Source organism: Bacillus sp. FSL H8-0545 (genome assembly GCF_038006105.1).
Taxonomy (GTDB): domain Bacteria; phylum Bacillota; class Bacilli; order Bacillales; family Bacillaceae_G; genus Bacillus_A; species Bacillus_A cereus_U.
Map to the genome: position 1 here is coordinate 2,008,841 of NZ_JBBOUO010000001.1, position 12,643 is coordinate 2,021,483.

The following is a 12,643-nucleotide window of genomic DNA, read 5'->3' on the forward strand; positions in this document are numbered from 1 at the left end:
GCTTTTACCTCTTTTTACTGTATTTTGTATAGAAATTTCTGATAATATAAAGGTAGAATTTGAAAACAAAGGGGAGAAATGGTTATGAAGCTAGTCGTAATTAATGGTACACCAAGAAAATTTGGAAGAACTCGCGTGGTGGCAAAATATATTGCAGATCAATTTGAAGGGGAGTTATACGATTTAGCAGTAGCGGAATTGCCTATATATAATGGAGAAGAATCACAACGTGAATTAGAGGCAGTAAAAAAATTAAAAGCTTTAGTGAAAGCTGCAGACGGTGTAGTACTATGTACACCAGAATATCATAATGCGATGAGCGGAGCGCTGAAAAATTCGTTAGATTACTTAAGTAGCAGTGAATTCATCCATAAACCTGTCGCATTGCTAGCAGTTGCTGGAGGAGGTAAAGGGGGAATAAACGCATTAAATAGTATGCGCACTGTCGCTAGAGGCGTTTACGCAAATGCAATCCCAAAACAAGTAGTACTTGATGGATTACATGTGCAAGATGGTGAACTTGGAGAAGATGCAAAACCATTAATTCATGATTTAGTTAAAGAATTAAAAGCATATATGAGCGTATATAAAGAGGTGAAAAAACAATTAGGAGTTGAGTGATATGTCCTCTCTTTATCATGATTCTCGTTTGTATTACATTCTAGGAGCCAATAGTTTATCTGCTATTGGTTCTGGGATTGTTATGATTACGATTCCATGGCTATTGATTAGGGAAAGTGGAGGAGAGACGACATTTGGTTATGTTTCTATCGTTGCAACTCTCATAATGTTTTTATTAACGCCATTTATTGGGCAAAGTATAGATCGTTTTTCAAGAAAATATTTGTTGTTATGTAACGAAGGTATCGGGATAGCGATTATAGGAATGATGGCTATTTGGGGATTTGCTGGGCAATCATATAATTCTATTCATTACATTATTATTTATATAGCGGGTTCTTTCTATTATCTATTATTCTATCCTACAATTTTTGCATTCAACCAAGAAATATTTCAATCTGAGCATTATAAAAGTTTAAGCGGCACGATGGAAATACAAGGACAATTAACGCAAGTTATTTCAGGGGCAGCTGCTAGCTTTTTAATTGAGATCATTTCTTTGAAATGGATCTTGTTAGTAGATATGTTAACTTTTGCAGGAGCATTTTTTCTTTTCTTATGTATACCGTATGTAAAGAAAAAAGAAGTAAAACGGAAAGTAACATTTAAGAAGCAATTGTTCGAAGGTATTCATTTTATGAAAAAACGTCCTAAGTTCTTTTGGTTTTTACTTGCCACTTATATGCCGTTTATCGGTGTTATGATGGCAAATTATTTAATCCCAGTTTATATTTCAGATATACTCAAAGCTAGTGCCTCTGTATACGCGATAGAAGGTATGATGTATGGTGTAGGGGCTGTTATTGCGGGAATAAGTATTCCAATCATGATGAAATATGTCAAAATAGAAGTTTCAATCGTTATGACGATGTTTATTTATGTAATTTCAATTACCGCAATGATTATTGAGCCTTCCATTATGTTATTATATGGACTTGCGATTTTTCATGCGATTGGAAATGCTGGAACGAGAGTGGCGAGAAATGTATTGATGATGGAAGAAATCCCAAATGAATTAATGGGACGTGTGGACAGCTTATTTCGACTAATTGGTACAGGAATTCGAATTGTATTATTTATGTTGTTTACGGCAGGCGTATCTAAAGCCGGGGTAATGATCCCGTTTTACGTACTAAGCTTTATATTGATCCTATCATTAGGGATTGCTTTTTATTATGTAATTTCAAAACGTAAAATGAAAGCGAATGTGTCTAATAAATCAATTGTTTAAAAAATACTTCTGCCTCCTTTTATTTTTCTATATAATAAAAAGAAAGGGAGTGTTAACTTATTTATGAACAAATGGATATTGCTTATAATCTTATTACTACCTCCGCTATACATCATTTATATGACGATTCGAATGAATAAAGTTGCTCGTGAAAAATTGAGTAATCACTCTCCATACGTTCTTATATTAGGTGCAAAGTTATTTGGAGATAGGCCTTCTTTATCTCTTCAAAACCGTTTGGATGTGGCGCTAGAATATTTATATTCTCACCCTGAGGTGAAAGTAATCGTTTCAGGTGGTCAAGGGGAAGATGAAGATATACCGGAAGCTCACAGTATGCGAAACTATTTAATGGTACATGGTATAGATGAGAATCGTATTTTAATTGAAGACCGCTCTACAAATACGTATGAAAATTTAAAGTTTAGTATGGATTTATATGATGTAAAGCATGCGGTAGTTGTAAGTAATACGTATCATTTATATCGAACGAAAATAATTGCAAAGCGTTTAGGGATAAAGATGGAAGCACTAGCTGCTGAAACACCGATTCGTTCTAAGAAAAAAGCGTATGTGCGTGAATATGCTGCAATTATGAAAACGATATTGTTCGACCGTTAGAGCTCAAATGAGAGCTCTTTTTTTGTATAATAAAGCGTATCATTTGAAATGAATTCTATATTCCATCAAAATAAAGGAAACAACATGAAAGGAGTTGTGTCTGTGATTCAATTTAATCATGTGTCAAAAGCGTATGAAGATGGCACAAAAGCAGTGGATTCATTGCATTTAGAAATTAAAAAAGGAGAATTTTTTGTTCTCATTGGTCCGAGTGGTTGCGGGAAAACAACGACAATGAAGATGATTAATCGTTTAATTGAAACGACGGAAGGATCAATTTTAATCGATGGAAAAGATATTCAAGAATATAACATAAACGAACTGCGTTGGAATATAGGGTACGTGTTGCAGCAGATTGCGCTGTTTCCACATATGACAATTGCTGAAAATATTGCAGTTGTCCCTGAAATGAGAAAGTGGAGTAAGGAGAAAATAAAAACGCGTGTTGATGAACTGTTACATATGGTTGGATTAGAACCAGATGTATATCGTGATCGTATGCCAGATGAATTGTCGGGAGGACAGAAGCAGCGCGTTGGTGTCGTTAGGGCATTAGCTGCCAATCCGAAAATCGTTCTTATGGATGAACCATTTAGTGCGTTAGATCCATTAAGTAGGGAACAACTTCAGCAGGATATAGTGCAATTGCAAAAAAAAATTCAAAAAACGATAGTATTTGTAACGCATGATATGCAAGAGGCTTTATCACTTGGTGATCGCATTTGTGTAATGAAAGAAGGGAAAGTTGTTCAATTAGATACACCAGAAGGTATTATACATAATCCGAAAAATGAGTTTGTAGAGGAGTTCATTGGAAATCGTGGACGACCTTGGTATGAGGGGAAGAGTATAGAAGCGGTATTGCCGCTAGACAATCGTATACGAGTAGAAGGGAAGGCTCTATCTTTACATTCGACTTTACAAGAAGCGCTAGTCCGCTTACAAACTGAAGAGTCAGTGCCGGTTGAAGAAAATGGTCAATATGTTGGAGCGTTAACAAGTCGTCATATTGTCAATTACATTGTTGAACAAATGAAGGAGAGAGGCTAAACAGTGACTGATTTTATTCAAACGTTTCAAGAACGAAAAGTAGAATTGCTAAGTGCATTAAGTGAACATTTACAAATATCGCTTATTTCATTATTTTTTGCAGTAATTATTGCGGTGCCTCTTGGCATTCTATTAACGAGAAAAGAACGGATGGCTGAATTTATAATAGGGACTTCTGCTGTTATGCAGACTGTGCCATCACTTGCATTACTTGGACTTTTAATTCCATTAGTAGGAATCGGAAAACTTCCAGCCATTATCGCATTAGTTGTGTATGCACTATTACCTATTTTGCGAAATACTTATACAGGAATACGGGAATTAGATGAATCACTTATAGAAGCGGCGAGAGCTATGGGAATGAATAGCTGGAGAAGATTATGGAAGGTAGAGCTTCCTCTCGCATTGCCAATTATTATGGCTGGTATTCGGACAGCGATGGTATTAATTGTTGGAACGGCTACATTAGCTGCTTTAATAGGCGCTGGTGGACTCGGTAAGCTCATACTACTCGGTATCGATCGGAATGATCATGCGCTTATCATTTTAGGGGCCGTACCAGCTGCGTTACTCGCTTTATTCTTTGATATAGTACTTCGCATGCTTGAGAGGCCCAAACGCTCATATAAGCGCGTTATATTAACGATATGTATAGTTGGCGTAATGATCGCTTCGCCATTTCTTTGGAATACACAAAAGAAAGATATAGTTATTGCTGGAAAACTTGGATCTGAACCAGAAATTTTAATTCAAATGTACAAGCAACTTATTGAACAGGATACAGATTTACAAGTAGAATTAAAACCAGGCCTTGGGAAAACAGCATTTGTATTTGAAGCGTTAAAATCAGGTGAAGTAGATATATACCCAGAATTTTCAGGAACAGCTTTATCTACTTTCGTGAAAGAAGAACCGAAAAGTACAAATCGTGATGAAGTATATGAACAAGCGCGTATGGGAATGGAAAAGAAATATAATATGGTTATGTTAAAGCCAATGGAGTATAACAATACATACGCACTAGCTATGCCGAAAAAAATAGCAGATCAAAATAATATAAATACAATTTCTGATTTAGGAAATATTGCACAGGAAGCTAAGGTAGGATTTACATTAGAATTTGCTGATCGTGAAGATGGTTATAAAGGTATGCAAAAATTATATAACTATAAGTTTTTAAATGTTAAAACGATGGAACCGAAACTACGCTATAGCGCAATTCAATCGGGGGATGTTAACGTAATCGATGCATATTCAACAGATAGTGAACTTGAGCAATATGGACTTAAAGTGCTAAAAGATGATAAAGGACTATTCCCTCCTTATCAAGGAGCGCCATTATTAAGAAAAGAGACGTTACAGAAATATCCTGAGCTTGAAAAAACATTGAATAAATTATCTGGAAAGATTACAGATGAAGAAATGCGAAAAATGAATTACGAAGTAAATGTGAATGGGAAAAGTAGTGAAGAAGTAGCAAAACAATTTTTACAAAAAGAGAATTTACTTCGTTGATTTTACAAGAAATATACAACTTTATATGTTTGAAATAACCGTTCATTACAAAATGAACGGTTATTTTGTGCATACTTATACATTTTTTCAAAAAAGTATTCCATTTTTCTTCATTTTATTTTAGAATAAGTAATGTTTTCCTGAAAAAATATAAGAGAAACGTCTATTAGAGAAAAGGTGACTTTAATAGTTGAACGAACATAACACCTAGAATGACAGATGGGGTGGTACAAATAGAAAAGAAGTTAGGTTTTTTTCCGTTAATCGCATTAGTAGTTGGAACAATGGTTGGTGGCGGTGTTTTTAGTTTACCGCATGATTTAGCAGTAGGAGCAAATAGTGGTGCAACAATAATTGGTTGGTGTATTACAGCGATGGGAATGATTCCGCTTGCGCTCGTATATCAAACGTTAGCAAGACAAAAACCGGAGCTTGAGGGCGGAATTTATAGTTATGCACGAGCTGGTTTCGGTGAATATATTGGTTTTAACAGTGCGTGGGGGTACTGGCTGGCAGGAATTTTAGGAAATGTCGCAACAATTATGTTGTTGTTTAGCACATTAGGTTATTTCTTCCCGATTTTTAAAGGAGGGAATAATATTGCGTCTATCGTTGGTGCCTCTCTTTTATTATGGACACTTCATTTTCTTATTTTATTTGGAATTCGTGAAGCGTCCATTATGAATGTTATCGCAACAATTGGGAAATTAGTTCCGATCTTATTATTTATTGTTGTGATGGTAACGGCGTTTCGCTGGGATACATTTACACATGACTTTTGGGGCGAAGGAACAATCTCAGTTTCCTCTGTACTAGGTCAAGTGAAAAATACAATGCTTGTAACTCTTTGGGTGTTCATTGGGGTTGAAGGAGCAGTTGTATTATCAGGAAGAGCTAAAAATAGCAGAGATGTTGGAAAAGCGACAGTACTTGGGTTAATTTTAGTTATGTCTATTTATATTTTAATTTCTGTTCTGTCAATGGGAGCTATGACGAGAAATGAACTTTCGGTTTTAGAAACTCCTTCAATGGGACATGTATTAGAACATGTTGTTGGACCATGGGGGGCAGTTGCGATTAACATCGGTTTAGTTGCTTCACTTGTAGGGACATTGATTGGTTGGTTTTTACTTGTTTCTGAAATTTCGCATGTAGCAGGAAAAGATGGCGTGTTTCCGAAAGTCTTTACGAAAACAAATAAGAAGCAAACGCCGCATATGGCATTATGGATTTCAAATATCGTTGCCCAAATTATATTTATAATCGTTCTGTTTTCAGAATCGACATATCAAATTATGTATTTTATTGCGTCAACATCAATTTTATTACCGTATTTATTATCAGCGCTATTTCAATTGAAATTAGTCATTACGAAAGAGCTGAAAGTTGCGAGAGTAAAAAATGGCTTATTAGCTTTAATTGCTTGTGTATATTCTGTATGGCTCATTTATGCAGCTGGTTTAAAGAATTTATTACTTGTTTCAATTGTATATGGAATCGGGATTATCGTGTACGTTTTTGCAAGAAAAGAAAAAGGGAATCGTTGTTTTGTAGGTATAGAGAGATATGTGATGTGGGCAATTGTTATTGCAGCTATCACATCACTTTATATGTTACTGACAGGAAATATAAAAATGTAAAAGTCCTTTTAATTTAAAGGGCTTTTTTCCTTGTCTAGAGAATATTTAATACATAAGATATTCAGGAGGGATGAAAATGGAAGAAAAAGAACAGTTGTCTAGAATTATGGATTTAGCTAGTGATTTAAGGAAAGTATTAGTACAAGAATCTTTTTTTAATCATCATCCTGAACTTCGAGGCGTGATTGAAAATTTAGCGAGTTCTGTAGAGAATTTGGCGAGTTTGCAGCAAAATAAAGATGAAAATGCCGAAGATCGATTACGGTACGTACTTGCTAAAATGAAAATCGCTCATAATGCCATTTTACAAGAAAAAAAAGCATTTCCTTCTCATTAATATACGTTTTAATTTTGAACCTGACGGATGACGTCAGGTTTTTTATTTCTAGTTTTAGATTGTAGTTCATACACTAAGAATAGTATGAAAAAAAGAAGGTGACTACGTTGAAGTTACATAAAGCTCTTCATCCAAGTTTTATAAAGCGAATGTATTATATGAGGTTTATTGGGAAGTTTGCAAAAGCTGAGGGAGAGAAGAATGGGGAAAATTTCTTTGTACAATGTCTTTCTCCAATACCTTTAACTTTACAAGAGTTATTTCCGACTGGAAAATATTTGTTTGAAGGATTATGCAGTAATAAAAAGAATGAAAAAATCTTTACTGATTTAAAGAAGCGTAAATTAGAAAAGCAACTGGTTATGTTTCGTCTTTATTATGATCGTGGAAATTTATTACTGGAATTAATATGCACAGAAGAGCCTCGGGAAATAGCATCTTCATATAAATTGATTCCTTCACCAAAGGTCTCAAATTATAAAAAGAGAGCGTCTTTGGAACGGAAGTTAGGCAACGGGTACTTATCATTTCTTATGCCTAAATTACCAAAAGACTTTGAGCCTCCAGAATTATTGTGGCATGAAGGAAGGCTATATGGAAATTTATCGTTAAAATCATCAATAAGTTCAATTTCATATTTTGAGCAAAGAAAAGAATGTAAATATATTGAAATAAACGAGTGGATGAAACATGTAGAAATAGCAGTAGATGATCATTTATATTTTGTAAGTGAAAATGTGTATGCCCAACTAAATAAACGAATTGTTGAAGAAGGTAAGTTAGTTGAAGTAGAAGATATTAAAATGCAAAAGGAGGACTGGGAATGGGATGAGCGTGAATCCTCTTTTTTGCAGTATGTACAAAGTATGGTTCGTAATAAAGGGCTATATTTGGATGATACAGATATATATAATTTTCACATTAGTATTAAAACCAATATGTTAACAATTGTTGGTGGTATACCAGGTGTTGGGAAATCACGCTTTGTGCAAGCTTATGCAGAAGCACTTGGGTTACGTTATGGTGAAGAATTAATTTGGATTCCGATTTCACCATCGTATCAAGAACCACATGATATTCTCGGTTACCTTCATCCGAATGGTAATTTTATTGAAAGTGAAACGAAGTTAGTTCGGACATTGTTAAAGGCTAAAGAAAACCCAAATCAGTTGTATATAATTGTATTCGATGAAATGAACATGTCACATATTGAGCATTGGTTTACTCCGTTTCTATCTGTTCTTCAACTTGAAAAGAAAAATCGTATTTTGAGTTTGTATGAGAAAGTACAAGAAATAGAAAATCAAATTCCACCTTCAGTGGAAATTGGTGAGAATATTATTTTCGTAGGCACTGTAAATTTTGATGAAACGACGAAAGAGCTTTCCGATCGATTATTAGATCGAACAAATTTGATTACATTACAAAAAATTCCGTTTTGCGAGATGAGTATAGAACATGAGAAAGTTGTTCAGCAACCCCCGCTGAAAGTAACAACGGGAGAATTTCGACTCAATTGGTTTAGGAATAAAGAGATGATCGAAGTGTTTACTGAAGAGGAATTAGAGTTATTGGATAAGTTACATGATGTATTATCATCACACGATATATCAAAAGGAATTTCTTTCCGATGTGCAAGCGCAATCGCTACGTATTTGCAAAATATACCGTTCCAAAATAATCAATCCTATATGATTAGCAGGGAAGAAGGTTTTGATTTGCAAATAAAGCAACGTGTATTAACGAAATTAAGGGGGACAGAAATGACAGTGGGCTCTCTACTTTCTGAAGAAGCAAAAAGGGGAGCGACATTGATACCACTTTTACAGTCTCCGCTTGCAAATCGTGTATCTACATTTGAACATTCTCTAGCTTATATAAGACAAAAGCGTAGAGAACTGGAGCTGTATGGCTATGCAAAATGAGGAGCGTTATGAAACAGCAATCGTCGATACGAAAGAAACGCTCCCGTTTGTATTGAAGCTAATTATTGGTACTGAGGGGAAAGGCGATTTTATCCTTTTAAACCGGCTTTGTACGTCTACTACAGCACTAGTTCAATGTATTTATAAAGTACAGGAATTAAAACCACTGAAATTGCATTTCCATTATCAAAATCCAATGGATATTACATTCGTATGGAATAAAGTATATGAGGGACAAAAGAATATAAAAGAGTCACAATATGAATTAAATGAAAAAAAACAAAGAGTATTAGTGTATGAACATGGAAAAACTGAATTTTTTTATCCGTGGCGCTGTGGCTTATACCATTTTGAAGTGCGTATAGAAGATAGAACTTATTATGGTGCGTTTCAAGTTGTTCCTAAAAACTTTTTTGATGACCAATTTGAAATGATTCAAGATTATGTGAAGTCAATTTTAAACGAGTTAATTTTAGATAGAGGTTATTACAAGAAAACTTTCTCAGCACTTAGCGATATTGAAGATTCTTCTTATTTGGTACTGTTAAGAAAGTTGCCACAAAAAATGAAAAGAATAAAACAAATTTTTAAGAAAGTAGAATCGAATGCGGAATTTGTACACGAATATGAATGGGAAACGAAAGAGCGGAAGACAACGAGAAAAACTGCCATTATGACAGAAAGAAAGCTTTATGCGAAATATTACAACCGTAAATTTAAGGAGAAAAAAAATAGTATTGAAAATGCATTTCTTAAATTTAAAACGATGCAATTCTATTATTATTTACTTGAAGCAGAAAGTTTTGTACGCAAAACTATTGAAATACTAGAAGGAGAAAAGAAGAAAAAGTCAGATGAATTTCAGGCTGTTAAAACAATTATGAAAACGATTGAACGAAATGGATCCGTGACGGATAGGGAAAAACAAAAATATAGAAATTTACATTTACTGAAAGAAGCAGATTTACGGAAAAGTTCTGTGAAAATACAAGAATATAAAATATTAGCTCATATCGTATATGAAAGCGTGCAATACTTTCGAAATTTATTGTATTCTCCATTTTGGAGGGAAGTTTCTGAAACAGCTACCATTAATTCGAACACTTTATCTATACCGCATCAACAATTAATCCACCATTTAGAATTGTTACCGCAACATACAGAGCAACCCCCATCTTTATTATTCGTATATAAACCAACGTTTTTAGTGTATGAGTATTACGCTTTTTTTATCGTTATTTCTATATTAGAACAAATCGGATTTGAAGATAAGAATCCTATCCGTGAACAAATACAAGAACATTTTTATTTAGACGGATTACAAGATGGAACGACAGTGATATTACATCGAGATGATATAAAAGTGCACGTAGCGTTTAATGATTTAATTGAAACACACCCTCTTATCGCACTAAGCAAAGGAAGTAATTTTTATAACGGAGAGGACACAAAGAAGCCGGATATTCGTTTAGATTGTTATGTAAAGGAAGAAGAAAAGTATGTATATAAATCTTCTATTATTATCGAAGTGAAATACAGCCCTATGTACAATATTTTTCAGCCTGTCGGTAATACGAAAGCAACTGAGCAAATGTATAAATACTGGTCCATTAAGTATGTAGAAGAACAGAATGGCAAACGAATTTTTAAGCGAAGAGCGATTTATGAAGTGATTTGTGTATATCCAGGTAGCCATATGCATAGTAAAAAAATTGAATCTGGTTGTGGAGTGTTTTTACAACTATATCCATATAAAACGAAACAAGGAGAAGAGAAGTTGGCTGGGAAGCATGGGATGATTCAAATTTTTGAGAAATGGTTAAAAAGTAATAAAATGTAAAAGGAATCCTTTTTAATGAAGGATTTCTTTAGGTTAAGAAGAATTATATGCCATAAGGAAAGAAGCATAACGTGGGTCGAACTTGAAAGGATAAACATTTTTCATTGGAGCAATTAACTTTCTTTGTATGTATGATTGTATAAGAAAGTAAGAAATGGTACATGCGGGGGAAAAGAGTGTGAAATAGGAATTTAATTCAATTTGCAGAATATAATAAGACATAAATATTTTTAGTTGCATACGAAGATTTGTTCTTATATGATAGTAAGTGAAAGCGTTATCAAAAACAGAACGGCGATGGGAAAGGCGGGTAAATATGTTCCAGCGTGTTCAAACAAAGGAAGAACATTTTTGGTTCGAGCAACTGTGGGGAGATTTTTGTGAAGAAAGAAACTTAATGTTTGTAGAACGTAATTTAAATCCATCACGATTTTTATTAATAGAAGATGAACATCATATTGGTACAGTAGAATGTATTAAGTTTACAGTACCTGAACAATCAAATTCTGAGTTTTTCTATCCGTTTTCTAAAAATGATTTAGTGAAAGATTTGAAAAATGTGTATGAAATAGGAAAGTTAAGTATTGCTAAAACGTCTCGGGGGAGAGGACATTTCAAAAGGCTGGCAGCTATTTTATTTATGCATGCGTTAGAGACGAAAGCGGAATGGTATATTGCAGCAGTTACAAAAAGAATGTATATGTATTTACTTACACTCGGTTTTCCAATTGAACCGATAGATAGTCCATTCCAGTTTCATGATACTTTACAAGGTGTACCAGTGCGGATTCATGCTCGAAAAGGGGCTACACATCTGTATTCTTTGAAAGAATTCCGTGATATTATTCAAGGGAATGCTCATGCGCAGGTACTTATTGCAGAATACAGTAAAAATATTATGTTAACAAAATGAAAATATATGAATATGTATAGTATGAAGAAGGATGTCATATTACAGTCATCTTTCTTCATACGAAAAAGTAGACCCTTATTTTTGTAATAAGGGTCTAAAAGGTTATAGTCCAAATATACTAAAAATCATTTTACGACGCTTCGGTTTCTTTTCTCTTTCATATGTTGGTTTTGCATCAGGAGTAATGTATATTGGTTCTTCTTTTTTTAGGGCAGCTTCTAGTTTTTGAATTCGTTCTAACATTTCCTCCATTTCGCGGCGATGTTGTAAAAGTTGGTATGTAACGACATCATTTGCTTTATCTTGCATTTGTTCTTCCATTCGATCTAGTCTTCTTGTAATTGTGGTTAATTGAGCTGTTAATTGTTTAAAATCATTCGATGATGTATTTTGAACAATTGTGTTTACTTGAGTTTTTAATTTTTCTACATCATTTGAAGATGTTTTTTGAGTAGTTTGAGAGTTTTGAGGCTGGTCCATTTGAGAACGATGGTATTCTAACATTAAATCTAAATCACCTTGTGTAAAAATAAAATGACCATATTTATTTTTTTTTATCGTAAGATTTAATTGTTGTGCAATCCGGACAACAGCCTTTGGGCTAACACCTAATTTCTTTGCGATAAATGGTGTTTTATATTCCAAAATAATCCCTCCTATATATATCCTGTTGAATGATTTCTAGTTATGTAGCAAGTTCCCTTCAGGTGTGACAAAAGAAGTGTGGAATCGGCAAAGAAAGTGTTTTTTCACGAAGTTCAGCTGTTTAGCACATACGATTTATATAAATCATTTTCAGTTATCGGAAAATTGGGCTTATTATAGTTTGACGATAATAAGCTAATTAGATTATCATAATTATAAATATCTTTTTTATGTATGCATATAATATATAAAAAGGTGGTTACTAATGTAGAATTTTATTAGAGTATAAGAATGCTTACTTCACT

11 protein-coding genes are annotated in these 12,643 nt (G+C 33.9%); 10 read left to right on the top strand and 1 reads right to left on the bottom strand.

Annotated features, from left to right (window positions below; translation table 11 throughout):
* Window positions 1-84: 84 nt before the first annotated feature.
* The 10 genes from MHI07_RS10595 (at window position 85) to MHI07_RS10640 (ending at window position 11,693) form a co-directional block, all read left to right on the top strand.
* On the top strand, window positions 85-621 hold the full coding sequence (locus tag MHI07_RS10595) for an NADPH-dependent FMN reductase (RefSeq protein WP_002119042.1): 537 nt from the start codon (window positions 85-87) through the stop codon (window positions 619-621).
* Between the two features lies 1 nt (window position 622).
* The gene (locus tag MHI07_RS10600) at window positions 623-1,852 is read left to right on the top strand and encodes an MFS transporter (RefSeq protein WP_340823597.1); all 1,230 of its coding nucleotides are present in this window, start codon (window positions 623-625) and stop codon (window positions 1,850-1,852) included.
* Window positions 1,853-1,915: 63 nt separating this feature from the next.
* A complete protein-coding gene (locus tag MHI07_RS10605; protein ID WP_340823598.1) occupies window positions 1,916-2,473 on the top strand; it encodes a YdcF family protein in 558 nt (185 codons plus the stop codon).
* A 102-nt stretch (window positions 2,474-2,575) separates the two neighbouring features.
* The gene (locus tag MHI07_RS10610) at window positions 2,576-3,523 is read left to right on the top strand and encodes an ABC transporter ATP-binding protein (protein WP_033711815.1); all 948 of its coding nucleotides are present in this window, start codon (window positions 2,576-2,578) and stop codon (window positions 3,521-3,523) included.
* Between the two features lie 3 nt (window positions 3,524-3,526).
* Entirely contained in the window at window positions 3,527-5,038 is a 1,512-nt protein-coding gene (locus MHI07_RS10615) for an ABC transporter permease/substrate-binding protein (RefSeq protein WP_340823599.1), read from the top strand.
* 212 nt (window positions 5,039-5,250) lie between these two features.
* Window positions 5,251-6,678, top strand: coding sequence for a basic amino acid/polyamine antiporter (locus MHI07_RS10620; protein ID WP_002119048.1), 1,428 nt, complete (start codon window positions 5,251-5,253; stop codon window positions 6,676-6,678).
* A gap of 76 nt (window positions 6,679-6,754) precedes the next feature.
* Complete coding sequence (locus tag MHI07_RS10625; protein WP_002085825.1) at window positions 6,755-7,015, top strand: hypothetical protein; 261 nt, start codon at window positions 6,755-6,757, stop codon at window positions 7,013-7,015.
* A gap of 107 nt (window positions 7,016-7,122) precedes the next feature.
* Window positions 7,123-8,940, top strand: a complete 1,818-nt coding sequence (locus MHI07_RS10630; protein ID WP_199709550.1) for an AAA family ATPase — start codon at window positions 7,123-7,125, stop codon at window positions 8,938-8,940.
* Window positions 8,930-10,780: a hypothetical protein gene (locus MHI07_RS10635; RefSeq protein ID WP_078181616.1), complete on the top strand. Its 1,851-nt coding sequence runs from the start codon at window positions 8,930-8,932 to the stop codon at window positions 10,778-10,780. Before MHI07_RS10630 ends, MHI07_RS10635 begins: the two co-directional genes overlap by 11 nt.
* A 316-nt stretch (window positions 10,781-11,096) precedes the next feature.
* Window positions 11,097-11,693: a hypothetical protein gene (locus tag MHI07_RS10640; protein WP_002157977.1), complete on the top strand. Its 597-nt coding sequence runs from the start codon at window positions 11,097-11,099 to the stop codon at window positions 11,691-11,693.
* Between the two features lie 102 nt (window positions 11,694-11,795).
* On the opposite strand, the gene racA is transcribed toward MHI07_RS10640, so the two are convergent.
* The gene (racA, locus tag MHI07_RS10645; protein ID WP_002157976.1) at window positions 11,796-12,338 is read right to left on the bottom strand and encodes a chromosome-anchoring protein RacA; all 543 of its coding nucleotides are present in this window, start codon (window positions 12,336-12,338) and stop codon (window positions 11,796-11,798) included.
* Window positions 12,339-12,643: the final 305 nt, after the last annotated feature.

Excerpts from the sequence above, each read along its gene's own strand:
- MHI07_RS10595 (WP_002119042.1), top strand. The coding sequence starts at position 85 with ATGAAGCTAGTCGTAATTAATGGTACACCAAGAAAATTTGGAAGAACT.
- MHI07_RS10600 (WP_340823597.1), top strand. The coding sequence starts at position 623 with ATGTCCTCTCTTTATCATGATTCTCGTTTGTATTACATTCTAGGAGCC.
- MHI07_RS10605 (WP_340823598.1), top strand. The coding sequence starts at position 1,916 with ATGAACAAATGGATATTGCTTATAATCTTATTACTACCTCCGCTATAC.
- MHI07_RS10620 (WP_002119048.1), top strand. The coding sequence starts at position 5,251 with ATGACAGATGGGGTGGTACAAATAGAAAAGAAGTTAGGTTTTTTTCCG.
- MHI07_RS10625 (WP_002085825.1), top strand. The coding sequence starts at position 6,755 with ATGGAAGAAAAAGAACAGTTGTCTAGAATTATGGATTTAGCTAGTGAT.
- MHI07_RS10635 (WP_078181616.1), top strand. The coding sequence starts at position 8,930 with ATGCAAAATGAGGAGCGTTATGAAACAGCAATCGTCGATACGAAAGAA.
- MHI07_RS10640 (WP_002157977.1), top strand. The coding sequence starts at position 11,097 with ATGTTCCAGCGTGTTCAAACAAAGGAAGAACATTTTTGGTTCGAGCAA.